Annotated in this window: 15 protein-coding genes; 13 read left to right on the forward strand and 2 right to left on the reverse strand. The window is 69.0% G+C overall.

The window, feature by feature from the left end:
- The first annotated feature begins 247 nt into the window (after positions 1-247).
- Both ACNAW0_RS04275 and ACNAW0_RS04280 read left to right on the forward strand, forming a co-directional pair.
- Entirely contained in the window at positions 248-766 is a 519-nt protein-coding gene (locus ACNAW0_RS04275) for an FHA domain-containing protein (protein WP_416286384.1), read from the forward strand.
- Between the two features lie 8 nt (positions 767-774).
- Positions 775-1,305, forward strand: a complete 531-nt coding sequence (locus tag ACNAW0_RS04280; RefSeq protein ID WP_416286449.1) for an adenylate kinase — start codon at positions 775-777, stop codon at positions 1,303-1,305.
- A 63-nt stretch (positions 1,306-1,368) separates the two neighbouring features.
- Here the strand turns inward: ACNAW0_RS04280 and ACNAW0_RS04285 are convergent, their stop codons facing one another.
- A complete protein-coding gene (locus ACNAW0_RS04285; RefSeq protein ID WP_416286385.1) occupies positions 1,369-2,241 on the reverse strand; it encodes an LLM class F420-dependent oxidoreductase in 873 nt (290 codons plus the stop codon).
- A gap of 525 nt (positions 2,242-2,766) precedes the next feature.
- On the opposite strand from ACNAW0_RS04285, the gene ACNAW0_RS04290 reads away from it, so the two are divergent.
- From ACNAW0_RS04290 to ACNAW0_RS04340, 11 genes are all read left to right on the forward strand, one after another.
- Complete coding sequence (locus tag ACNAW0_RS04290; protein ID WP_416286386.1) at positions 2,767-4,407, forward strand: amidase; 1,641 nt, start codon at positions 2,767-2,769, stop codon at positions 4,405-4,407.
- A 310-nt stretch (positions 4,408-4,717) separates the two neighbouring features.
- Positions 4,718-5,758, forward strand: coding sequence for a LacI family DNA-binding transcriptional regulator (locus tag ACNAW0_RS04295; RefSeq protein ID WP_416286387.1), 1,041 nt, complete (start codon positions 4,718-4,720; stop codon positions 5,756-5,758).
- 142 nt (positions 5,759-5,900) lie between these two features.
- A complete protein-coding gene (araB, locus tag ACNAW0_RS04300) occupies positions 5,901-7,583 on the forward strand; it encodes a ribulokinase (RefSeq protein ID WP_416286388.1) in 1,683 nt (560 codons plus the stop codon).
- Positions 7,580-8,281 carry an L-ribulose-5-phosphate 4-epimerase gene (locus ACNAW0_RS04305; protein ID WP_416286389.1) on the forward strand — a complete coding sequence of 234 codons (702 nt, stop codon included), beginning with the start codon at positions 7,580-7,582 and terminating at the stop codon, positions 8,279-8,281. The genes araB and ACNAW0_RS04305 overlap by 4 nt, the downstream gene beginning before the upstream one ends.
- A gap of 5 nt (positions 8,282-8,286) precedes the next feature.
- On the forward strand, positions 8,287-9,795 hold the full coding sequence (araA, locus tag ACNAW0_RS04310) for an L-arabinose isomerase (protein ID WP_416286390.1): 1,509 nt from the start codon (positions 8,287-8,289) through the stop codon (positions 9,793-9,795).
- Between the two features lie 72 nt (positions 9,796-9,867).
- Positions 9,868-11,166 carry an ABC transporter substrate-binding protein gene (locus ACNAW0_RS04315; RefSeq protein ID WP_416286391.1) on the forward strand — a complete coding sequence of 433 codons (1,299 nt, stop codon included), beginning with the start codon at positions 9,868-9,870 and terminating at the stop codon, positions 11,164-11,166.
- Positions 11,167-11,275: 109 nt separating this feature from the next.
- Positions 11,276-12,190 (forward strand): carbohydrate ABC transporter permease, encoded by a 915-nt coding sequence (locus ACNAW0_RS04320; RefSeq protein ID WP_416286392.1) that lies wholly within the window; start codon positions 11,276-11,278, stop codon positions 12,188-12,190.
- Positions 12,191-12,194: 4 nt separating this feature from the next.
- Entirely contained in the window at positions 12,195-13,112 is a 918-nt protein-coding gene (locus tag ACNAW0_RS04325) for a carbohydrate ABC transporter permease (protein WP_416286393.1), read from the forward strand.
- Positions 13,109-15,037 (forward strand): glycoside hydrolase family 127 protein, encoded by a 1,929-nt coding sequence (locus tag ACNAW0_RS04330; RefSeq protein WP_416286394.1) that lies wholly within the window; start codon positions 13,109-13,111, stop codon positions 15,035-15,037. The genes ACNAW0_RS04325 and ACNAW0_RS04330 overlap by 4 nt, the downstream gene beginning before the upstream one ends.
- Positions 15,038-15,170: 133 nt before the next feature.
- On the forward strand, positions 15,171-20,435 hold the full coding sequence (locus tag ACNAW0_RS04335) for a PxKF domain-containing protein (RefSeq protein ID WP_416286395.1): 5,265 nt from the start codon (positions 15,171-15,173) through the stop codon (positions 20,433-20,435).
- A 318-nt stretch (positions 20,436-20,753) separates the two neighbouring features.
- Positions 20,754-23,672, forward strand: coding sequence for a beta-L-arabinofuranosidase domain-containing protein (locus tag ACNAW0_RS04340; protein WP_416286396.1), 2,919 nt, complete (start codon positions 20,754-20,756; stop codon positions 23,670-23,672).
- Between the two features lie 98 nt (positions 23,673-23,770).
- On the opposite strand, the gene ACNAW0_RS04345 is transcribed toward ACNAW0_RS04340, so the two are convergent.
- Positions 23,771-24,790 (reverse strand): LacI family DNA-binding transcriptional regulator, encoded by a 1,020-nt coding sequence (locus ACNAW0_RS04345; protein ID WP_416286397.1) that lies wholly within the window; start codon positions 24,788-24,790, stop codon positions 23,771-23,773.
- Positions 24,791-24,825 lie beyond the last annotated feature (35 nt).

Here is a 24,825-nt window from a genome sequence, read left to right on the forward strand (position 1 = left end):
GGCGGCCTGCCCCAAGGGACACGAGTCCGACACCCTGGACTACTGCGATGTCTGCGGAACCCGGATGGGTGAGGGCACCGCACCATCGGTAGCGGCGCCCGCCGCGCCCCCGCCGACTCCGGCGCCCCCGGCCGCAGCGCCGCCCCCGGCCGTCCCGCCCGCCGCCAGGCCATGCCCCGTGTGCGGTGCGCCCCAGACCGGGCGCTTCTGTGAGGAAGACGGGTACGACTTCCTCCTCTCTCCCCCCGTGAACACCCCGGCCGCGGTGTCCCCCGCCGCCCCGGCACCACCCGCCGCCGCCCCGGCACCACCCGCCGCCGGGCCGGCGCCATCCGAGCTGGTGCCCTCCGAGCCGGCGTCTCGACGGTGGACGGTCGCCGTGCACCCGGACTCGGCATACTTCGAGGTCGTCAGGGCGATGGGCGGCGAAGACGCCGGTGCGATGGCGTTCCCGCAGTTCGCGCCCGAGCGGCAGTTCGTGTTGACCGGCCAGCAGATGGTGATCGGGCGGCGCAGCCGGTCGCGCGGCATCAATCCGGACATCGACCTGGCCGGCCCGCCCGAAGATCCTGGCGTGTCCCATCTGCACGCGCTCCTGGTCGCCCAACAGGACGGCTGGGCGGTGGTCGACCTGGAGTCGGCCAACGGCACCTACCTCAACGACCCGTCATCGAACCCGATCGACCCCAACGTCCCGGTACCCCTCAAGGACGGCGACACGATCTACCTGGGTGCCTGGACCGCCCTGACCATCCACGTCCCGTGAGACAACCGGTGACCACGCCGTCTCGCATCCTCGTCTACGGCGTGTACGGCGCCGGCAAGTCCACCCTCGCCGCGCACCTGGCCGAGCGCCTCAAGCTGCCCTGGTATCCGGTCGACGACCTGCTCTGGCAGCCCGGCTGGGTCGAGGTGCCGGTCGCGCTGCAGCGGCGCCGGATCGAGGAGATCTGCCGGCGGGACCGGTGGATCCTCGACGGGGCGTACCACGGGTGGCGGGACGTGCCGCTGGCTCGCGCCGACCTGGTGGTCGGCCTGGACTACCCGCGCTGGTGCTCGTTCGGGCGGCTGCTGCGTCGCACCGCACAGCGGCTGGTGACGGGGGAGGAGATCTGCAACGGCAACCGCGAATCGCTGGGCAGCGTGCTGTCGCGCGACTCGATTCTGGTGTGGCACGTCACCGCGTTCGGCCGGGCCCGACGGCGGATGCGGGTCTGGCAGGCGGATCCGTCCGCTCCGCCGGTGCTGTTGTTCCGCTCCCCGGCGGCCCTGGACCGGTGGCTGGCCCGCCTGTCAGGCGGGTGAGTAGGTCGGGATGTCGGCGGGCCGATCAGATCGGGCAGCCCCGCCGGCGTGCTCCGCCGGTTGTCAGGCGATCTCGGCAAGCCGCGTTGGGACCTGTTGCTCGGCCAGTTGCTGCGCGAATTCCACCGGATGGCGGTCGGGCATCGTCTGCACCTCGGTCACGCCGAGCGCCGCGTACTCGGCCACCTCGGCGACGAACGCGTCGACGTCGGCCAGGGGCGGCCGCATGACCAGCACGGTCTTCTCGATGTCGTCGTAGTCCCGTCCTTCGGCGGCACAGTGCTCCCGCAGTACGTCGAGCTTGTGCGCGACCTCGGCGGGGCTACTGCCGAACAGGTTGCAAGCTTCGGCGTAGCGGGCCACCAGCCGCAAAGTCTTCTTCTCGCCGCCGCCGCCGATCATGACCGGCGGATGCGGCCGGCTGATCGGCGCCGGCACGCTCAGCGTCTCGGCCAGTTGGTAGTGCTTGCCATCGAACCGGCCATTGTCGTCGCTCCACATCTGCAGGCAGATCCGCAACGTCTCCTCAAGTCGTTCGAAGCGCTCGCCGACCGGTACGACCGGTACGCCGAGGCCCCGCTGCTCGCGCTCGTACCAGGATGCGCCGATGCCAAGCCGGGCCCGCCCACGGGAGAGCACGTCGAGAGTGGTGACGATCTTGGCGAGCAACCCGGGGTAGCGGTACATGACCCCGGTGACGAGGACACCGAGCGTCATCCGTTCGGTCTTCGCGGCCACGTACCCGAGCGTCGTGTAGGCCTCGAGCATCGGCTCCTCCGCCGACGTCCGGAACTCCATCTGGAAGTAGTGGTCCATGACCGTGAACGCGGACACGCCGGCCTGCTCCGCGATCCGGGCGGTCTCCGCCAGGGTCGGGGCCATCTTCGACGGGTCGGTGGGCGTAGTGAAGTTCCAGTAGTGCAGGCCAAGCTTCATGGCCCAGTCCCTCCAGCTCCGTGGGCGGTTTTCATCCATCATGCCGGTTGGGCGGCTTTTGCTCTGCTCATCCCGCGATGGGAAGCGGTGGGACGCCACTCGGCTCCGCAGGGCAGGCTCAAATATCTCTCAATTCCCATACGTAAGGTTCTATGCGGCACTGCCATCGCCCTACGTTCAGCTCACTTGACGGAACACGGCGACATGCCTCCGCGAGAGGAGCCTCATGGCACCCACTCCGCCTACCGACGCTGACCTGAATGTCTTGATCCGGGCTCGGCTGGCCGCTCTCGGTATCGACCTCGACCAACTTCCACCGGGCAACACCCCCGACCCGGAGACCGGATCGCCCGGGCGGGATTCCGTTCTCGCCTCGCTGCGCTCATTCCTCCGGGGCACCGTGGCGACACTGGCCGCATACGAGTTGCCCGCCACCGGCGCCACGGATCCCGATGAGAGGAAGGCGTTGTCGCAGCAACGGGTTCCGGTCCTGTATCCCTCGAACAGCACGGAATGGCGGAAGGCATGAGCGTCGAACCACTCGACCGTTCGGTCGACCGCCGGGCATTCCTGGCCCGCGCCGCCGCGCTGGCCGTCGCCTCCGGCGCGGGCGCAGCCGTCGCCGCACCGCCCATGGCGGTGGCGAGTAGTTCACTGTTCGTGAGCCCGGGAGCGGGGAACAAGAACCGGGCGCTGGACCGGCCCAACGCCTACACCAGGCCCCGGCCGGAGGCGGTCGCTGATCCGACCGAGTTGACCATCGCCGAGGCGGCCTGGCTCATCCGGGCCGACAAACTCACTCCGGAGCAGTTGGTCGAGGCGTACCTGGCGCGGATCTCCGCGTACGACGGCATCTATCAGGCCTTCAATCTGGTGCTCGCCGATGCGGCAGTCGCGGCGGCACGCGAGGCCGCCCGCGGGCCCCGGCACGGCGCGCTGTACGGCATTCCGGTGGTGGTGAAGGACAACTACTACACTGAAGGCATCCTCACCACCGCGAACTCGTTCCTGTTCGAGGACTTCGTGCCGCCGTATGACGCGACCGCGGTGGCCCGGCTCAAGGCAGGCGGCGCGATCGTCCTCGGCAAGACGCAGATGGGTCCGCTGGCAACCACCCGTGCCACCACCCCGGCCGGTGTGATCACCACGGTGAACGCGTGGACGCCGACCAACCGCAACACCGACCCCGGCGGATCGTCCACCGGCACCGCCACCGCGGTGGCCGGCCGCATGGCAACCTCCGGCATCGGCACCCAGACCGGTGGCTCGATCACCGCCCCGTCGAACGCCCAGAACCTGACCGGGCTCAAGCCGACCATGGGCCGCGTCTCGGCGGCCGGCATCATCCCGCTCACCTACACCCGCGACCACCCGGGCCCACTGGCTCGCGATGCCAAGGATGCCGCCATCATGTTGACGGCGATGGCCGGCGAGGACCCGGCGGACCCGCGCAGTCAGGGGCTGCCCGACGTACCCGAGCTCATCGACGCGGCCACCCCGGTGTACCGGAAGAGCCGGGTCGAGCTGCGCTGGAACACCAGGATCGGCGTGTTGCCGGGCTTCGCCAGCGGCACCTCGGCCACTGCAGTGGCCCGCCAGGCGTACCTGGCCCAGCTTGCCGCGATTCCCGGCGTCACGCTGGTGGACGTGTCCCTGCCAGACGAGTGGAGCCTGCTGACCGGCGGCACGTTCAACAATGTTCGCCTGCCCGAGCGTAGCGAGCCGTTCATGCCGTACCTGCGCACAGATCTGCGTGGCTTCGGAGTGTCGGTGACCAGTTGGCTGCAGGGAGCACTGCTGGGCGGCAACGAGTTCCTCACCGGCCAGCGGGCCAAGCTGCTGCTGATGGAACGGGTGCTGAACGAACTGTTCGACGCGTGCGACGTCGTGGTGCAGACCGATCCGGTGCCGTTCGACATCCTGGGCCTGCCGGAGATCGCCTTCCCGATCGGGTCTACCGCCGCCGGCGTGCCGATCGGCACCATCCTCGGTGGCCTGCCGTACGCCGAGGACCGGCTGTTGTCGGTGGTGGCCGCGTACCAGGCGATGACGGACTGGCATCTGCGGCGGCCCGCCGATCCGCCCGCCGCGGCCAGGGCGCGCTCGGAGTCTCCTGCCGAGGTGCCCAGGTTGACGGCCGAGCAGGTGGCCGAGCTGACGCAGTGACGGGCGCGGGGGGTGGGAGGATTCCCGCCCTCCGCGCTCTCCTGGTGAGCCACCTGTTGCGCTTGGTCGCGACTGCCCGGCCCGCGGCGACATCTCGGTCCGCCATCGTAATGTTATCGTTAACGTCGCGGGTAGCGACCGGGCGACCACTGTCTCCCCCGGCGCCGCTCGTGTTGTCGACGTTTCCGCTGGCCAGCTGGCTGAGGCGAGGGTGCCGGCAGCAGTGCGGGGTCGGGCTCAAAGGTCGTTGTTCGCGCCGATTGAGGGGCGTATGACGACCTTGCGGAGAAACGAGGATGATGAGCCTCAAATGGTGAAGGAGCCGTCGGAAGTGAGCGTGGCAAGGGGCCGGCGACTGCCGGTCATGGGGGACGTCGCGCGCTTGGCGGGCGTGTCGCACATGACCGTGTCTCGCGTCCTGAACGAGCCCGAGTCGGTGCGCCCGAAGACCCGCGAGCGGGTCCTGCTGGCCATCGAGCAGCTCGGCTACCGGCGTAACAGCGCCGCGCGGAGCCTGGTCACTCGGCGTTCCCAGACGCTGGGCGTCGTGTGCTTCGACACCACGCTCTATGGTCCGGCTTCCATGCTCAACGGCATCGAGCACGCCACCGAGGCCGCGGGATACGCGGTGAGCGTGGCGAGCCTGCGTCGGCCCACCGCTGAGGCGGCGACCCAGGCCGTCCAGCGCCTGGTCGACCAGTCGGTGGACGGGCTCGTCCTGATCGCACCGCAGGCCGCCGAGGCGATGGCGTTCGTCCGCGCGTTGCCGACCGACGTTCCGGTCGTCGCCGTGGAGAACGCGTTGCCGAAAGTGACCAGCGTGTCGGTAGACCAGGTCCTGGGCGCCCGCATGCTTACGGAGCACCTGCTCTCCCTGGGCCATGAAACCGTTCACCACGTGCGGGGGCCTTCGGACTGGAGCGAGGCGAACGGGCGCGTCGACGGCTGGTTGGCCGCACTCGAGGAGCACGGGCGGACGGTGCCTCGGGAGCTCGTCGGTGACTGGAGCGCCAAGTCCGGGTACGTCGCCGGCCAGAAGCTGGCCGGGGATCGGCGGGTCACCGCGGTGTTCGCGGCCAACGACTCGATGGCCTTGGGCGTGCTGCGGGCGCTGCACGAAGCGGGGGTGCGGGTGCCGGAGGACGTCAGTGTGGTGGGCTTTGACGACATCCCCGAAGCGGCGTTCATGACGCCGCCGCTGACCACCGCGAGCCAGCCGTTCCGGGATGTCGGGCGCCGCAGCATCGAGATCCTGTTGAGCGAGATCGAGGGGGGCGAGGAGCGCGGCGGCTCGTCGGTCATTCCCCCGGAGCTGGTCATTCGCAACAGCACGTCCAACCCTCGCGGGTAGGGCCCCCGGTCCACCGCCGGCAACCTGATCGAAACATTCTCTTCTTCGAGTCTTGACGTCTTTGAAGTTAACGCTAACATCTGGGTGACTCCGCTAACCCCCACACGTCGCGATCCCGCACGTACCAAGTTGGAGGCACCCGATGTTGCCGCGTTCCGTTATCGCTCACTCCTCCGGCTACGTGGTGGGTGTCGACTTCGGCACGTTGTCCGGCAGGGCTGTCGTGGTCCGCGTCCGCGACGGTGCGGTGGTCGGCTCCGCGGTCCACGAGTACGCGCACGGCGTCATGGACGAGACCCTGGCCGCCACCGGTGAGCGGCTGCCACCCGACTGGGCACTCCAGGTTCCGGCGGATTACCTCGACGTGCTGCGCCACGCGGTGCCCGAGGCGGTCGAAGCGGCCGGCATCGCCCCCGACGAGGTCATCGGCATCGGCACGGACTTCACGTCCTGCACCGTGCTGCCCACATTGGCGGACGGCACGCCGCTGTGCGAGTTGCCCGAGCTGACGGGCCGGCCGCACGCGTACGTCAAGCTCTGGAAGCACCACGCCGCGCAGCGCCACGCCGACCGGATCAACCAGCTGGCCCACGAGCGCGGTGAGCCCTGGATCAGCCGTTACGGCGGCCGGATCTCCTCCGAGTGGGAGTTCGCCAAGGGCCTCCAGCTGCTGGAGGAGGACCCCGAGGTCTACGCACGCACCGACCGTTGGGTCGAGGCCGCCGACTGGATCGTCTGGCAGTTGACCGGCACGTACGTCCGCAACGCCTGCGCGACCGGCTACAAGGCGATCTACCAGGACGGCCGCTACCCCTCCGAAGACTTCCTCGCGGCGCTGCACCCGGGCTTCACCGACTTCGTGCCCCGCAAGCTCGCCGGCCCGATCGCGGCGCTCGGCACCCGCGCCGGCGCCCTGACGCCCGCGGCCGCGGCGCTGACCGGTCTCCCGGCGGGCATCGCGGTCTGCGCCGGAAACGTCGACGCCCACGTCACCGCTCCCGCGACCGGCGCCGTCGAGCCCGGCCAGCTCGTCGCCATCATGGGCACCTCCACCTGTCATGTGGTCAGCTCCGAGGTGCTCACCGAGGTGCCCGGCATCTGCGGGGTGGTCGACGGCGGAATCGTCGACGGGCTCTGGGGTTACGAGGCCGGCCAGAGCGGCGTCGGTGACATCTTCGCCTGGTTCGCCGAGCGGAACACTCCGCCGGCCTACGTCGACGAGGCAGGAGCCCGAGGCATCTCGGTCCACGACCTTCTGACCGAGAAGGCGGCCCTGCAACCGGTCGGCGCGCACGGCCTGGTCGCGCTCGACTGGCACAGCGGGAACCGGTCCGTCCTGGTCGACCACGAGCTCTCCGGTCTCGTCGTCGGGCTGACTCTGGCGACCCGCCCCGAGGACATCTACCGGGCGCTGCTGGAGGCGACCGCATTCGGCACCCGCGCCATCGTCGACGCCCTGCGCGCGGGACGCGTGCCGGTGACCGAGCTCGTCGTCGCGGGGGGCCTGGTCAAGAACCGGTTCCTGATGCAGCTCTACAGCGACGTGACCAGGCTGCCGCTCAGCATCGTGGGCTCCGCGCACGCGCCCGCGGTCGGCTCGGCGATCCACGCCGCGGTCGCCGCCGGCGCGTACCCGAACGTGCGCGCTGCCGCAGCGGCGATGGGCCGGCGCGACGTCGCGGTCTATGAACCTGACGAGAAGCGTGCCGCGGCCTACGACGCGTTGTACGCGCAGTACCTGAGGCTGCACGACTACTTCGGCCGCGGCGGCAACGACGTGATGCACGAGCTGCGCCGAATCCGACGGGAGGCGGAGACACGATGACGACGTACGAGACGACGCTCACCGAAACGGTGCGAGCGATCCGGGAAACGGTTGCCGCGCTTCACGCGCAGCTGACCGCCTACCGCCTCGTGGCATGGACAGCCGGCAACGTGTCCGGCCGGGTGCCGGGCTACGACCTGATGGTCATCAAGCCGAGCGGCGTGGACTACGCCGACCTGACGGCGGATTCGATGGTGGTCTGCGATCTGGACGGCAACCTCGTCGAGGGCGACTTCAATCCGTCGAGCGACACCGCGGCCCACGCGTACGTCTACCGGCACCGGCCGGACGTCGGCGGCGTCGTCCACACGCACTCGACGTACGCCTCGGCGTGGGCAGCTCGCGCAGAACCCATCCCGTGTGTGCTCACCGCCATGGCCGACGAGTTCGGCGGCGACATCCCGGTCGGACCGTTCGCCATGATCGGTGACGACTCCATCGGCCGGGGCATCGTGGAGACGCTCTCCGGGCACCGCTCGCCCGCCGTGCTCATGCGCAACCACGGCGTGTTCACGATCGGAGCGACGCCCCGCGACGCGGTGAAGGCAGCGGTCATGTGCGAGGACGTCGCGCGGACCGTCCATATCGCTCGGCAGCTCGGTACGCCACGGGCGATCGACCCCGTCGACGTGGACCGGCTCTACGCGCGCTACCAGAAGGTGTACGGCCAGCCTGGCCGGTCCGATGGAACGGAGTGACATTCGTGCCGACAGTAGATGATCCAGGGGAGATCTGGTTCCTGACGGGGAGCCAGGCGCTGTACGGCGAGAGCGTGCTCGAACAGGTCGCGGCGCAGTCCCGCGAGGTGTGCCAGACGCTTGCCGGCGGCCTGCGGGCCGCCCCTCGACTGGTGTGGAAGCCGGTGCTGACCACCGCCGACGCGATCCGTCGAACCTGCCTGGACGCCACCGCGGACGACGCCGTGGTCGGCGTCATCGCCTGGATGCACACGTTCTCACCGGCCAAGGCATGGATCGCCGGCCTGTCCGCTCTCGGCAAGCCGCTGCTGCACCTGCACACCCAGGCCAACCGGTCGCTGCCCTGGGCCGAGCTGGACATGGACTTCATGAACCTCAACCAGGCCGCGCACGGCGACCGCGAGTTCGGGTACGTGCAGTCGCGACTCGGGGTGGCCCGCAAGACCATCGCGGGTTTCGCCGGCGATCCGGCGGTGGCGGACCGGGTCAGCGCCTGGGCTCGCGCGGCGACCGGTTGGCGGGCGGCCCGGTCACTCCGGATGGCCCGTTTCGGCGACAACATGCGTGACGTCGCGGTCACCGAGGGTGACAAGGTTGGCGCCCAGGCGACCCTGGGCATCTCGGTCAACGCCTACGGGGTGAACGCGCTGGTCGCGGCCGTCGACGAGGCGGGCGACGGTGACGTGGACAAGCTCGTCGCCGAGTACGAGGAGCGCTACGACGTGGCGTCCGAGCTGCGCCGCGGTGGCGAGCGGCACGAGTCCCTGCGCTACGGCGCCCGGATCGAACTCGGCCTCCGCCAGTTCCTCGAGACCGGCGGCTTTGACGCCTTCACGACGAACTTCGAGGACCTGGGCGGCCTGCGGCAGCTCCCCGGCCTCGCCGTGCAGCGTCTGATGGCCGACGGCTACGGGTTCGGCGGCGAGGGTGACTGGAAGACAGCAGCGCTGCTGCGAATCCTGAAGGTGGTGGCCGGAGACGAGCCCGGCGGCACCTCGTTCATGGAGGACTACACCTACCACTGGGGGCCCGGCGAGCCGAAGATCCTTGGCGCGCACATGCTCGAGGTGTGCCCAAGCATCGCCGGCGGCCGGCCGAGCCTGCAGATCCACCCGTTGTCGATCGGAGACCGTGAGGACCCCGTTCGCCTGGTCTTCACCGCCGCGCCCGGCCCTGGTCTCGTGGTCGGCCTCGCCGATCTGGGCGGCCGGCTCCGGCTCACCGCCAATGAGATCGACCTCGTGGAGCCGGATGAACCGCTGCCGCGGCTGCCCGTCGCCCGCGCGGTATGGAAGCCCCGTCCCAGCCTCGCCACGTCGGCCGAGTGCTGGCTGCTCGCTGGCGGGCCGCACCACACCGTGCTCAGCACCGCGGTCGGCCGGGAGGCACTCGCCGACTTCGCCGACATGGCCGGTGTCGAACTGCTCATGATCGACTCCGCGACCGACCCACGGTCGTTCGCCGATCGTATCCGCTGGAACAGCACCTACTACCGCATCACACAGCGACCGTAAGCCACGCCTCGTGGAGAACGCGAACAACCACCGGCGCGGACCTCACCGAACGATGAGCCTAAGGAGAAGGATATGAGACGAACCTCGCGCAGTCGCGTTGGCCTGCGCTCGCTGGCCGGAGTCCTCGTGGCGGCGCTGGCCCTCGGCGCGGCAGCGTGCGGCAAGGACGACTCGAAGGGACCGGCAGCGGTGCAAGCCGGCCCCGACGGCACCGATGACGGCAGTGAGCTGACGCTCTGGACCCGCGCACCGCTCGAGAAGCAGGCGAAGCTCCTCGTCGAGGCCTACAACTCCAGCCACAAGAACCAGGTCAAGCTGACCGTTGTGCCCAACGACGACTACGTGGCGAAGGTCGGCGCGGCAGCGGGCTCGGGCGGGCTTCCCGACCTCTTCGCCGCGGACATCGTCTACGTGCCGAACTGGGTGCAGCAGGGACTGTTCCAGGACCTCAGCTCGAACATCAACGGCCTCGGCTTCAAGGACTCCATCAACAAGGGGCACCTCGCGGCCGGCACGCGCGACGGCAAGGAGTACGTACTGCCGTTCGTGCTGGACCTGTCGATGCTGTTCTGGAACAAGCAGCTGTTCAAGGACGCCGGCCTGGACCCGGAGAAGGCGCCGGCGTCGCTGGAGGAGTACGCCGACGCGGCCAAGAAGATCCAGGCGTTGAAGAAGGACGGCGTCTACGGCACGGCGACCGGTCTGAACTGCGGCGGGTGCCTGGTCTTCACCTGGTTCCCCACCATCTGGGCCAGCGACGGTGAGGTGCTGAGCGAGGACGGCGCCAAGTCCAAGCTCGGCGACGACACCGCCCAGAAGGTCTACAGCACCTGGCGCGACCTGTGGAAGTCCGGTGCCGTGCTGCCGTCCTCGAAGGACGAGGCGGGCCCCACCTGGACGGCCGGGTTCACCCAGGGCAAGGTCGGCCTGATGTTCTACCCGGCGACGCTGCTCTCCTCGACGCCGTTCGATGTCGGGGTTTCCGGCATCCCCGGCCCGAACGGGGGCGCTTCCACCTTCGTCGGCGGGGACGGCATCGGTGTCTCGAAGGACTCGAAGAAGGCCGCGCAGGCCTGGAACTTCCTGAACTGGATGATGTCCGAGGACGCCCAGGTGGAGGTGCTCGCGAAGGACAAGGACGTGGTTTCGCGCTCCGACCTCGCGAACAACAAGTACGCCGCCCAGGACCCGCGGCTGGTCACCATCAACGAGGTGGCCGGCAAGGGAGACACCCCGGTCGCGTTGAACTTCCAGCAGGCGTTCAACGCGCCGAACAGCCCGTGGCTGACCCTCGTGCGCAACCAGGTGCTGGGTGACGGCGGCAATCTCCAGAAGGACAACGACGAGATCTCTGCCGTGCTCGGGCAGTAGCCGTCCGCCGGAGGGTGTGCCGTGCGACGGCCCGGCACACCCTCGCGGCACGACACCGACCCGGGACGCGGCAACGATCCGCCCGCCGGCCAACGAACGAGAGGTTCCCATGAGAGTCAACGCACCCCCATCCGGTGCGGCGATTCGACGCGTCGCCCGCGGCCGCAGCAGCCGTCGAGCCTTGCTCGGCTGGTTCTACGCAACTCCGACCGCGGTCTTCGTGGCGGCGCTGTTCGCTGTTCCGCTGCTGCTCGTGATCCGGATGTCGGCGTCGAGATGGCCGCTGCTGTCTGGCGACCAGGGAATCAACTTTCCCGACAACTTCGTGAAGGCGGTGAATCACCGGTTCTTCACCTCGTCGGTGGTGTTCACCGTCAAGTACACGGTGCTCGCGACCGTGTTGTTGCTGCTGCTCGGGTTGGGTCTGGCCCTGCTCGTGCAGGAGTCGAGCCGATGGAACAACCTGGTTCGCGCGTCGTTCCTGGTGCCCAGCGCGCTCGGGTTGGCCTCCGCGTCGCTGCTGTTCTACGTGCTCTACTCGCCGTACGCCAGCCCGGTGGCACCCGTGATGGAGCGCTGGGATTTCACCTTCCTCGGTTCACCGAACGCGGCGCTCTTCTCGACGCTCTTCCTCATCGTCTGGCGCTACGCCGGCTTCTACATGGTGCTCATGCTGGTCGGCCTGCAGGGAATCTCGGCGGACGTGTACGAGGCCGCCCGGATGGACGGCGCCAGTCGTTGGCAGACTTTCTGGAAGGTCACCCTGCCGCTCCTGCGCCCGACGCTGGCGCTGACCACCGTGCTCTGCGTGACCGGCTCCCTGCTCGCCTTCGAGCAGTTCTACATCCTCACCAAGGGTGGCCCGGACAACAGCACGATCTCCGTGGTTCAGCTCATCTACTCGGTGGCGTTCCAGGGCCAGAACGACCTCGGTGTGGCAGCGGCCATCTCCATCATCGTGCTGGTGGCCCTGGTCATCATCAACGCGCTGCAGATGCGCGCCTTCCGGTCCGAGGAGAGTTGACGCGATGCCCACCGGTTCCCCGTCCACCTCCACCACAGTCAGCGAACGGCCGCTGACGCCCCCCGCGGCCCCTGCCGCACCTGTCAGTTCGGGTGGTGCCACCATCGCCGGCATCGCTCTGCGGACCCCCTACTGGGTACTGACCGGCGCGTTGGCCTTGATCTTCCTGTTCCCGCTCGTCTGGACTGCCGTCGCCTCGGTCGCGCCGCAGGCCGGTACGAACCAGACGCACGGGTGGGGGTTCGGCAACTACGAGACGTTGACCCACTACCAGGCCGGCGTCTGGCGCTACCTCGCCAACTCGGCGCTCGTGTCGGGGCTCACGGTCGCCCTGACGCTGCTGATCTCCCTGCTCGGGGGCTACGCGTTCGCGCGGTTCCGCTTCCCTGGCAAGAACGTGCTGTTCCTGGTCACGCTGGCCATCCTGATGGTCCCGTACGCGACGTTGCTGATCCCGCTGTACGTGCTGCTCAACGAGGTAGGCCTGCAGAACTCCCTCGTCGGCGTGGCCCTCGTGCTGACGGTGTTCCAGCTGCCGTTCTCCACCTTCCTGATGCGTATCTCCTTCGAGGCGGTGCCGCGGGAACTCGACGAGGCCGCGCTGGTCGACGGATGCTCGTCCTTCGGCGCGCTCTGGCGGGTACTCGTGCCGGCGGTGAAGCCGGGCATGATCACCGTCGGGCTCTTCGCGTTCCTTGCCGCGTGGAACGACTTCATGGCGCCGCTGATCCTCATCAACGACTCCGAGCGGATGACCCTGCCCCTCGCCGTGTCCAACCTCCGCGGCCAGGTCCAGGGAGTCGTCGACTACGGCGCGACCGAGGCGGGCGTCGTCGTCCTCGCGCTTCCGTGCATGGTCCTGTTCCTGCTGCTTCAACGACACTACGTGCGCGGCTTCATGTCCGGCGCCCTGAAAGGATGACCATGATCGGCACCGTACCCCCGGCTGCACCCGTCATGGCGAGCCGCGGCCGGCTTCGGCCGCTGGGATTGGGTGAAGTCCGGATCACGGGCGGATTCTGGGCCGAGCGCCAGTCGGTCAACGCCGCGGCGACCCTCGAGCACATCCAGCACTGGCTCGAGCGAGAAGGCTGGATTCGCAACTTCGACCTTGCTGCCGAGAAGGGCGACCTGCCCCGCGAGCGCCGCGGACGCGAGTTCTCCGACTCGGAGGTCTACAAGTTCCTCGAGGCGATGGCGTGGGAGATCGGCCGGACGGGCGACGCGGGCCTGGAGTCGCGGTTCCGAGCCGTCGTCCGACGGGTGGCCGACGCGCAGGAGCCCGACGGTTACCTCAACACCAAGTTCGGCCGCTCGGGCCAGGCATCCCGCTGGTCCGACCTCGAATGGGGCCATGAGCTCTACTGCCTCGGTCACCTCCTGCAAGCGGCGGTCGCCCGCGCCCGGACCCGTCCGGACGCCGCTGACGGGCTGCTCGCCGTCGCCCGCCGCGCCGCCGACAACGCCTGCGAAACGTTCGGACCGGACGGCATCGACAGCGTCTGCGGGCACCCGGAGATCGAGACCGCGCTCGTGGAGTTCGCCCGGGTCACCGGTGATGACCGTTACCTCACCCAGGCCGCTCTCTTCGTCGAGCGGCGGGGTCATGGCCGGCTCAGCGACGTGGAATGGGGCCGGGAGTACTTCCAGGACGAGATCCCCGTGCGCGAGGCGACGGTGCTGCGCGGGCACGCGGTCAGGGCGAACTACCTCTCGGCCGGCGCCGTCGACGTCGCCGTCGAGACGGACGACGCCGGCCTGCTGGCGGCCGTGCGCCGACAGTGGAAGAACACCGTGGCGCGGCGCACGTACATCACCGGCGGGCAGGGCTCGCGCCACCAGGACGAGGCGTTCGGCGACGACTGGGTGTTGCCCCCCGACCGCGCGTACTCCGAGACCTGCGCCGGCGTCGGCTCGGTGATGCTCGCGTGGCGGCTACTGCTCGCCTCCGGCGACCCCGGGTATGCCGACCTCATCGAGCGGACGCTCTTCAACGTGGTGTCGACCTCGCCCTCGGCCGACGGCCGAAGCTTCTTCTACACCAACACCCTGCACCGCCGTGAGCTCGGCACCATCCCCGACGCCGACCAGCCCAGCATTCGCGCCGCGGCCTCGCTGCGGGCGCCGTGGTTCGAGGTGTCCTGCTGCCCGACCAACGTGGCACGGACGATGGCCAGCCTGGCGGCGTACGTCGCCACGGCGGACGACGAGGGCCTCCAGCTCCACCAGTACCTGCCCGGCACCGTCGCGCACCGCCTCGCCGACGGACGTGACCTGCTCGTCACCGTCGCGACGGACTACCCCCACGACGGCCAGGTCCGGGTGCGGGTCGACAGCGACGACGACCGCCCCTGGTCGCTGTCGTTGCGGGTGCCCGGCTGGGCGGTCGAGGGTGCGACGCTGGCCGTCGACGGAAGCACCCGACCGGTCGGCCCGGGCGTCGTCACCGAGCGACGGACGTGGCGACGCGGCGACGAGGTCGTCCTGCACCTGCCGATGGCGCCCCGGTTCACCTACCCAGATGCTCGCATCGACGCGGTCCGTGGCTGCGTCGCGGTGGAGCGCGGCCCGCTCGTGCTGGCCCTGGAGTCTGTGGACGTCGCCGGCGTCGAGACCGTCGACGGGCTCCGCGTCGACACCAGCGCGCCGCCTCGCCTGGTCGACGGCAGGGCCGTCGTGCGCTGCCGTCGGGTGCGGGTTCAGGACCACGACTGGCCCTACCGGGCCGGCGGGGCCGAGTCGGCGCCCGGGACGGGGGAGGAGTTCGACGAGGTGGCGCTGGTGGAGTACCACGCGTGGGCCAACCGCGGACCCTCGACGATGCGTGTCTGGCTGCCCACGGTCTGACCGGCAGAAGTGAGCGCTAACGGCCCTGGCGTCGTTGGCGCGACCGGGCGGAGAAGAAAGGGCCAGGCCGAGGATTGACGGCACATATGTTAGCGCTCACACTCACCGAAACCAGCCAAGGAGGTAATTCGTCATGAGTAGACGCGTGAGGAGGACGCCCGTCTGGGCGGCCTTGGCCGCGCTGGTCGCGGGAGGGGTCGTCGGCCTGCCGTCCCCGGCCCACGCCGCCGGCCCGATCCTGCCCGGCAACGAGGGCGACGTGGGGGTCTACACCAACGGGCAGAGCCACGTCATGGAGATCGGCGACCCGGCCTACACCAACGTCAGCGAGGTCGCCGCGCAGCTCAAGCCCGGGGTGCCGTTCACCGCGGCGAACATGCACCAGTCGATCTTCGAGAAGGACCTCGCCGCCGGCGGCACGGACTACTACCTCGACCGGATTCTGGGCGTCCGTGGCACGCTCGGGTCGGCGGTGCTGATGACCCGGGGCCGCTCCCTCTACATGCGTGGCGCGAGCACCAACAACTTCACCACCATGGGCTTTGCCGGCAGCACGTACGTCGGCGGCCCCAACAACCTCGGCAACCTGTACACGGTCACCGTGCCGAATCAGACCGTCACCGAGGTCAGCGCGAACCGGTTCAACGCGCCGAGCCACGCCAAGGGCCGCTACACGATCGGCACCACCGGGGTCATCGCCGACCTGACCAAGTTCATCACCTACGACAACGTCGCCGTCACCGCCATCGACTTCAGCAACCCCGGCGACTCGCCGACGACGTTCACCGTCCGCGCCGCCTCGCCGCTGGCCACCCAGGCCGGCAAGGGCGCGGGCGAGCTCACCGGCACCCGCACCATCACCAGCGGTGCCAACAACGGCCTCATCGACACCCCGTGGAACAGCGTCACCACCGACCTCACCGGTGCCGGCTTCACCCGCAACGGCACCAACCTCGACCGTGAGATCACCGTGCCGGCCGGCGGCTCGGTGTCGCTGTCGGTCGTCGGCGCCGTCTCCTCGGCCACGCTGCCCAAGACGGTCGAGAGCTACCAGGAGTACGCCGCGATGCCGGCGGCCCAGGCCGTGCGCACCGGTATCACCGAGTTCAACCGCCGCTGGGCTCAGGACGTCCCCTACATCAACGTCCCCGACCCGGCGCTCGAGAAGGCCATCGTCTACCGCTGGTGGGGCGAGCGCTACAACAACCTCGACGCCAACGCGTCCGGCTACGTCTACCAGTACCCCACCACAGTCGAGGGGTCGAACCTCTACCAGAACGCCATCGCGCTGACCCAGCCGATGCACCTGCAGGACACCAAGTGGCTGCGTACGCCCTACCTGCCGTACGGCCAGATCCTCAACATCGGTGAGCTCTCCGGCTCCTCCGCCTTCCTGGACAGCCCCGGGCACACCAGCTGGAACAACCACTACTCGCAGTACATCGGCACCGCCGGCCTCGAGGCCTACAACGTGCACGGCGGCGGCAAGGAGATCGCGCGCAAGTTCGGCCAGTACTTCGAGGGCGACGGCGTCGGCCAGCTCGAACACTACGACGGCAACAAGAACAAGCTCATCGCCTACGACACCAACTACATGCCGGGCAACGACGCCGACGCCATCTCCTTCGGCTTCCCGAAGTCGAACGCCAGTGCGCCCGGCGCGCGCACGATCGAACGCCCCGAGTCGGCGTACGTGTGGGGCGCGCTCGACGCCGCCCGGCAGCTCTACCAGATCTCCGGCGCCGACCAGGCCAAGGTCGACGAGATGGCGACCGCCGCCGACGGCACCCGCGACGCGATCCTCAGCCAGCTGTGGAGCCCCGACATGCGGATGTTCCTGGCCGGAACGTCGTACGGAGCCACCAGCGCGGCCAGCTCCAACGGCCGGGCCAACCCGCTGCCCGCGTCGGCCCGCAACCTGATCCCGGCCAAGGAGTCAAACCTCTACGACGTCTACGCCGAGAACCTCATCCCGTTCGACCAGTGGCAGAAGTACGTCGACGGGTACCGCTTCCTGACCTACGGCGACAACTTCCCGATCTTCCCGTTCTACACCGCCAACCAGTACGACCGGGCGGCCTACGGGATCGGCGGCTCCAACAACTTCTCCAACATCAACTTCACGGTGCAGTACCGCGGCGTGCGCTCGGCACTGCGCCACTACGACCCGCAGCAGAAGTACATCACCCCGGCGTACGCCAAGCGGCTGCTGGACTGGATGGCCTGGAGCATCTACCCGAATGGCGACGCGCGCGTCGCGAACCAGGCGGAGTACTACTCCAACTGGAACCCGACCACGAAGACCTACAACCGCAACAACCCGAACCACGTGATGCTCGGGAACATGAACTACATCTTCGTCGAGGACATGGCCGGCCTCCAGGCGCGCTCCGACGACAAGATCGAGCTGTCGCCGATCAAGTTCGGCTACGACCACTTCATGGCCAACAACCTGCGCTACCACGGGCACGACGTCACGGTCGTCTGGGACCCCAACGGCAGCGAGTACGGCCTGGGCGCCGGCTACAGCCTGTTCCTGGACGGCGAGAAGAAGGTCAGCACCGACAAGCTCGGCAAGCTCACCTACGACCCGAACACCAACCAGATCAACGCCGAGGACGGGCTGACCGTCACCTTCAAGGCGGGCAGCGGGACCAACTTCCCGAGCGCGGTGAACACCACCATCAAGGACGACCGCGTCGTCGCGTACCTCAAGACGGCGGGCATCGACCTCACCCAGAACGCGCCGAACCTGGCGGCGGGCGCCACGCTCAGCTCGTCGTACACCCAGCAGGGCACCCGGCCGACCCCGTGGCGGCAGTTCCACACGCCCGGCTGGAGCACCACCTCGATGAACTACACCCCCGGCGCGATCAAGGAGACCGAGCGGCCGGTGTCGCTGGCCGCCGTGACCGACGGCAGCACCGCCAACGAACCGTACTGGGGCAACTACGGCACCACCGAGAAGAACGGTTACGTCGAGCTCGACCTGGGGTCAGCCAAATCCTTCGACAACGTGAAGGCGTTCTTCGTCAGCGACCGTCAGGCCAGCGGCTACCGCGAACCCGCGCGCTGGTGGGTCCAGGTGCCCGACGGCAAGGGCGGCTGGAAGGAGGTGCCGGACCAGTTCAAGAACCCGACCGTCCCGTCGGCCAAGTTCAACGAGGCGCTCTTCAAGACCGTGACGTCGAACAAGCTGCGCATCGCGTTCACGAACAGCCCGAGCCTCTACACGGCCATCTCCGAGATCCAGGTGTTCAACTCGGGCCGTGAGATTCCGCCGGTGTCCAACCAGGCGCCCGTCGTCACCGCCACCCGCGACAGCTCGGCGGACGGCAACCTCTCCACCAGGCTGGTCGGTACGGCGTCCGACGACGGCATCCCCTACGACAACGAGCTCACCTTCGGCTGGGAGACGGTTTCGGCGCCGCAGGGCGCGGGTGTCATCTTCTCCGACCCCAAGGCGCTGGCGACTCGGGTGACCGGCACCGTCCCCGGTGACTACGTGTTCCGGTTCTTCGCCGACGACGGCGCGAAGCGGTCGGAGGCGACCGTGGCGGCGACGCTCACCAAGCGGGCGGTTTCCGCGGAGTTCGGCTCCTCTGCGACGATCACCACCAGCGGTACCGCGTCGTGGGAGAACCACCAGCGGGTCAACGACCCGGGCACCCCGAGCAGCTCGAACCCGGGCGCCGGCAACGGCTGGGGCAGCTGGGGCCAGCAGCAGAACGGCACCAGCGTCGCGCAGGCGGCGTGGATCCAGTACGCCTGGACCTCGCCGATGCGGTTGTCGTCGACCGACATCTACTGGTACGACGACAACGGCGGCACCCGCCGGCCCAACGCCACGACCTACGCCATCGAGACCTCCTCGGACGGCACCACCTGGACGCCGGTCACCCTCACCAAGGGGTCGACGTACGCGGGCGGTCTGGCCACCAACGCCTACAACCACTTCGATTTCGAACCGATCACGACCAGCCGACTGCGTATCCGCATCTGGGGCGTCCAGGGCACCGGCGCGGGCACGGGCGTGCTGCGCTGGCGCGCCAACGGCGAGACCGTCGACTCGGTGCGCTCGCCGGTGCTGATCCGGACCGGCGTGGGCGAGGTGCCGACCCTGCCGAGCACGCTCGACGCGGTCTACGCCAGCGGCGCCCGCGGCACGGTCGGGTTCAAGTGGCAGCAGATCACGCCGGAGATGGTCGCGGAGCCCAACGTCGACCCGTTCGTGGTCTACGGCACGAACGACGGCTACGGCCTGATCGCCGAGGCCCGCGTCTACGTACGGCCCGAGATGTCCCAGGGTGGCATCTCGATCCAGGGTGCCGAGACGTTCGAGCAGGCCGTGGAGGTGGGCGAACTGCCTTACCTGCCGAACAAGGTGGAGGTTTCCTACAACGACGGCTCCCGGGACAACCAGGCCATCGGCGTCGACTGGAAGTTCGACGAGAACATCGTCAAGACCCCCGGTCGCTACACCGTCGTCGGTGACCTGATCCTGCCCGACTACGTCAGCGAGGCTGGCACCACGCAGACCACGCTGACTCTCACCGTGGGCAAGGACACGGTGGCGCCGACGACGACCCTGACCTGGTCTCCGGCGAAGCCGAACGGCGACAACGGGTGGTACACGACGGCCCCGTCGTTCACGCTCGACGCGAAGGACGCGTTCGGCGTGGCCGGCACGCAGTACCGGCTCGACGGCGGTGACTGGACGACCTACGGGGACGCGCCGGTCGTCGTCGACCAGCAGGGCACCCACCGGGTGGAGTTCCGTTCGACCGACACGAGCGGCAACGCCGAGGAACCGAAGGCGGCCACGGTCAAGGTCGACACGGTCGCGCCGCGGGCGGAGTTCTCCGCCACGGTGGGCATCGTGTACTTCGGTTCGGTTCCGTCTGCCCCCACGTGCACCGCGACCGACGCCACCTCTGGCCCGGCGGGATGCGTTGTCAGCGGCTACCGTACCGATGTCGGCACGCACACCATCACCGCGACGGCGACCGACGCCGCGGGCAACGTGGGCACCGCCACCCAGACGTACACCGTGCTGCCGTGGACGCTGAAGGGCTTCTACAGCCCGCTCGACATGGGCGGGGTGCTCAACACCGTCAAGGGCGGCAGCACCGTGCCGATGAAGTTCCAGGTCTTCTCGGGTGACACCGAGTTGACCGACCCGGCGCTGGTCACGATGGACGTCAAGCAGGTCACGTGCGCCGCCGACGCACCGACGGCCGAAATCGAGACGCTCGCCAGCGGTGCCACCTCACTGAAGTACGTGGACGGCCAGCTCCAGTACAACTGGAAGACGCCTGCCACCCCCGGTACCTGCTACGCGGTCACCGCCACCACACGTGACGGGTCCGCCCTCACCGCGCTGTTCAAGCTCCGGTGACCGGGAACTGACGCACGCGGAGGGGCTGTTTCGGCAGCCCCTCCGCTGCCTGTTTGCCTCCTCGACCCATCAGTGCCGAAGCATTGACAATCGTGATGTGAGCGGTAACACTCAGAGGTCAGGCCTGCCTGGCTCATCAGTAGGTGTACTCAAGGCGCAACGTTGAGCGCGCTCACATTGCCGGGCGGCCCGGAGTGCTGGAAGACCAGCCACCAAGGCCGCGGCGTCCGGACACCACTGCGTCTGTCCCGCCTGGCGGTTCTCGGTGATTCCCTCGTCAGCGGGCCCGGCTACGGGCCGAATCCAGGGGAGTGAGAAGTGGGCAAGCAGTTCTCCCGACGAAATCTGCTCCGGCTGGGCGTGTTGACCTCCACCGCCCCCGCCGCGATGACCATCACCTCGACCATGGGCATGTCGGCCGCCGCCGCCGCCGACGGCGACCGCGCCGCGACCGGGCAAGGTCCCGGGCAGCCCGGCCGCCCCATCGCCAAGCCGTTCGACCTCGACCAGGTGGCCCTGCACGAGGGGATCTTCCAGCAGAAGCGCGATCGGATGCTCAACTACGCCAGGAACTACCCGGGCACCGGCAACGTCCTCGATGGACCGGACCGGATGCTGCATCTGTTCCGGGCCAATGCCGGCCTGCCTGCGCCCGGCACCTGGCCGGGTGGCTGGGACACCCCCAACCACCTGCTGCGCGGGCACTTCACCGGGCACTACATGACGCTGCTGTCCCAGTCCTACGCCGCCACCGGCGAGGAGGTCTTCCTCGACAAGCTTGACTACCTGGTCGAGGAGCTGGGCAAGTGCCAGCGGGCGCTCGACGGGCGGGAGGTCGGCCGGGTCACGGGCCGCTCCGGCAAGGCCGTACGGCTCAGCGACCCGCATCCGAACCAGTACGTGCTGCTGCCCGCAGGGCTCCTCAACGGCGTCACCGACGTGACGATCGCGGTCTGGCTCAAGCTCGCCACCACCCAGACCAACGCCAAGATCTTCAACTTCGGCACCGGTTCGAGCGCGTACCTGTCGCTGTCCCCATGGGTATCGGCCAGCATGGGCCCGCGCTTCGCGATCACCACCGGCGGCAGCGGCAACGAGCAGCGCATCGACGGCGCGAGCAACTCGGTCCCGGTCGGCGAGTGGGCACACGTGGCGGTCACGATCTCCACCGCGGACGGCACCGGCCGGCTCTACGTCAACGGGACTCAGGTCGGCGCGAACACCATCCAGTTGACCCCGGCCAACCTGGGCTCGACCACCAACAACTGGATCGGGCGGCCGCAGAGCACCAGCGACCCGTACCTCAACGCCACGGTGGACGACTTCCGGATCTACCACCGCGCCCTGACCGCGGCCGAGGTGCACGCACTCGCCACCGCGGACCCGGCACCGGAGCCGACCGACCTCGTGTCCTGGTACCGCTTCGAGGAGGAGGGCGAGAAGGCCCTCGACCACTCGGGCAACGGCCGCGACGCCACCATCATCGGCACGAGCTACCGCGGCTTCCTCGCCGCCTTCCCGGAGGGCCAGTTCAGCCGCCTCGAACCACCGACCCTGCGGGAGAACAGCGGCGCCAACGCGGTCTGGGCACCGTGGTACACCTGCCACAAGATCATGAGGGGGCTGCTCAACGCCTACCACCTGACCGGCAACGAGGAGGCGCTGGACATCGTCTTCCGGATGGGTGACTGGGTCCACCAGCGGCTCAGCCGGTACAGCCAGGCCGAGCTGGATCGGATGTGGAACATCTACAGCGCCGGCGAAGCCGGCTCGATGAACGAGGTCATGGCCGAACTCTCGGCGCTCGCCCCGGATGACGAAGGAAAGGCCCGGTACCTTCAGGCCGCGAAGGCGTTCACCTTCACCACGATGTTCAACGCCTCGCTCGCTGAACGCGACGAGTTGAACGGGCGGCACGCCAACCAGTACATGGCGCCGAACATCGGCTACCTGCGGCTCTTCGAGCAGACCGGCATCGAGGACTACCACACCGCCGCCAAGAACTTCTGGGCGATGGTCGTCCCGCACCGCACCTGCAGCAACGGCGGCGCCGGCCGCAGCGAACACTTCGGCGTACGAGGTGTGATCACCTCCGGGTTCACCTCGTCCTCGGACCCGCGGCACGCCGAAACCTGCTGCGCCTACAATATGCTCCGGCTGACCCGGAACCTGTTCTTCCACGAGCCGGATCCGGCGTACCTGGACTTCTACGAGAAGGCGCTGCACAACCAGATCCTCAGCTCGCGCCGGGACATCGACAGCGTCACCGCCACGGAGGTGACCTACCACCAGAACATGTGGCCCGGCCGATCGCGGCGGATCGGCAACACCATCGAATACAGCCGGTACGGCGGAAATGGTAGCTGCTGCAACGGCACCGGCCTGGAGAGCCACACCAAGTACCAGGAGTCGATCTACTTCCAGTCGGCGGACGAGTCCACGCTCTACGTCAACCTCTTCATCGCCTCGACGCTGACCTGGCCCGGCCGCGGCTTCGTCATCACCCAGGAGACCCAGTACCCGACCGAGGGCGCCAGCAGACTACGGTTCGACGAGGGCAGCGGCCCGCTCAAGATAATGCTCCGGGTGCCGTCGTGGGCGGTGAAGGGCTACACGGTCCGAATCAACGGCCAGCGCCAGCAACTCACCGCCGTGCCCGGCAGCTACGTCGTCCTCGACCGGCGTTGGTCCCGCGGCGACATCATCGACATCTCGATGCCGTTCAGCTTCCGAGTCGAGAAGGCGCTCGACAACAAGTCGATCCAGTCCATTCTTTATGGCCCGACCCTCATGGTCGTCCGGGACGACACGCCCAGCTACCGGGAGTTCAGCTTCTTCAAGGACCTGAAGCTGGATGGCGACCTGGCCGATGCCATCCAGCCGACGAATGTCCCGATGCACTTCACGACGCATGGCTACACCCTGGCGCCGTACTACATCTCCGACCCGGTGCCCGGCCAGTTCAACTCCTACCACCCATACGTGAAGCGGGTCGAGCCGGAGGTCGTCTTCGGGTCGGCCACCACCGGCGTACCGAACGACGGCATCCGGGACGAGAGCGGCGAGACGTTCCTCGACCGGGTCTGGGAGGCGGCACCGTTCCGCAACCACGGACAGTTCCTTGAGCGGGTGAAGGAGGTCCTGGACGAATGGCTCGCCGCCGGGCGGCACACCGAATCGCAGCGGCAGGCCATCTTCCTCGCCGCCGCCAAGTCCGAGCGGGATCTGGCGCAGTGACCGCTCGCACCCGCTGAGATCGATCGCGACCCTGCGCATTTCGCTGAGAACAGACGGCCCGGCGGAAGGCACTCCCGCCGGGCCGGCCGGGTCGTCGCTCAGGAACTTCGGCTGCCGCTGCTGGCCCGGACCACGAGCGTCGGCTCCACCGGGGGCGGGCTCGCCCGCCCGAGGGACGGGTCGGCGGCCAGCAACTCCAGCAGCGCGGCGACGCACCGACGGCCGACCTCGTCGAAGTCCTGGCGGATGGTGGTCAGCGGCGGGGAGAAGTACGCGGCCTCCGGAATGTCGTCGAACCCGACCACGCTGACGTCGTCCGGCACCCGCACGCCCCGCTGGTGGAGGGCACGGAGCAGGCCGAGCGCCTGGTGGTCGTTGGCGCAGAAGACCGCGGTGATGTCCGGGCGGTCGACGAGGGTCTGCCCGATCTCGTACCCCGCCCGCGGGCTCCAGTCTCCGGAGATGACCGGCGGGACGCGACGGCCGGCCGCCTCCAGGGCGAGCCGCCACCCGTCGGTGCGGTCGCGGGCCTCCAGCCAGTCGCGCGGCCCGGCGATGTGCCACACGGTCTCGTGCCCGAGCGCGAGGAGGTGCTCGACGGCCCGGCGGGCGCCGGCGATCTGGTCGACCGAGACATTCGGCAACTCACCGCCGCCGCCGGGCTCGACCACCACCGCGGGTACGCCGGTGGGCAGGCCGTGTACCGCGGCGCTGACCATCGGGGCGATCAGCACGACTCCGGCCACCGACTGCGCGGCCAGGGCGTTGATGGCGGAGGTCACCCCGGCCCGGTCGAGCCGCTCCAGGGTGACGATGCTGATCCCGTAGCCCGCGGCGCGGGCCGCCCGCTCGATGCCGAGCAGGGTGGCGGCCGGGCCGTAGAGAATCGTGTCGAAGCTGACCACGCCGATGACCTTGGAGCGCCGGGTGGCCAGCCCGCGCGCCAGGGCGTTGGGCCGGTAGTTCAGCTGATCCACGGCCCGCAGCACCCGTTCCCGGGTTTCCTGCCGCACGCTCGGATGATTGTTCAGCACCCGGGAGACGGTTTGATGAGAGACGCCGGCAAGCCGTGCGACATCGTTCATCACTGCGGCACGCACGGCCGGCTGCGGAATCATGGCACCCCCTCGAAGGTCATCCTAACCCCGCCGCT

Source organism: Micromonospora sp. SL1-18 (genome assembly GCF_047921505.1).
In the GTDB taxonomy this organism is placed as follows: Bacteria; Actinomycetota; Actinomycetes; order Mycobacteriales; family Micromonosporaceae; genus Micromonospora.

Coding starts and splice junctions, on each gene's coding strand:
- ACNAW0_RS04285 (WP_416286385.1), bottom strand. CDS start 2,241: ATGAAGCTTGGCCTGCACTACTGGAACTTCACTACGCCCACCGACCCG.
- ACNAW0_RS04290 (WP_416286386.1), top strand. CDS start 2,767: ATGAGCGTCGAACCACTCGACCGTTCGGTCGACCGCCGGGCATTCCTG.
- ACNAW0_RS04295 (WP_416286387.1), top strand. CDS start 4,718: ATGGTGAAGGAGCCGTCGGAAGTGAGCGTGGCAAGGGGCCGGCGACTG.
- araB (WP_416286388.1), top strand. CDS start 5,901: ATGTTGCCGCGTTCCGTTATCGCTCACTCCTCCGGCTACGTGGTGGGT.
- ACNAW0_RS04305 (WP_416286389.1), top strand. CDS start 7,580: ATGACGACGTACGAGACGACGCTCACCGAAACGGTGCGAGCGATCCGG.
- ACNAW0_RS04315 (WP_416286391.1), top strand. CDS start 9,868: ATGAGACGAACCTCGCGCAGTCGCGTTGGCCTGCGCTCGCTGGCCGGA.
- ACNAW0_RS04320 (WP_416286392.1), top strand. CDS start 11,276: ATGAGAGTCAACGCACCCCCATCCGGTGCGGCGATTCGACGCGTCGCC.
- ACNAW0_RS04325 (WP_416286393.1), top strand. CDS start 12,195: ATGCCCACCGGTTCCCCGTCCACCTCCACCACAGTCAGCGAACGGCCG.
- ACNAW0_RS04330 (WP_416286394.1), top strand. CDS start 13,109: ATGACCATGATCGGCACCGTACCCCCGGCTGCACCCGTCATGGCGAGC.
- ACNAW0_RS04335 (WP_416286395.1), top strand. CDS start 15,171: ATGAGTAGACGCGTGAGGAGGACGCCCGTCTGGGCGGCCTTGGCCGCG.
- ACNAW0_RS04345 (WP_416286397.1), bottom strand. CDS start 24,790: ATGATTCCGCAGCCGGCCGTGCGTGCCGCAGTGATGAACGATGTCGCA.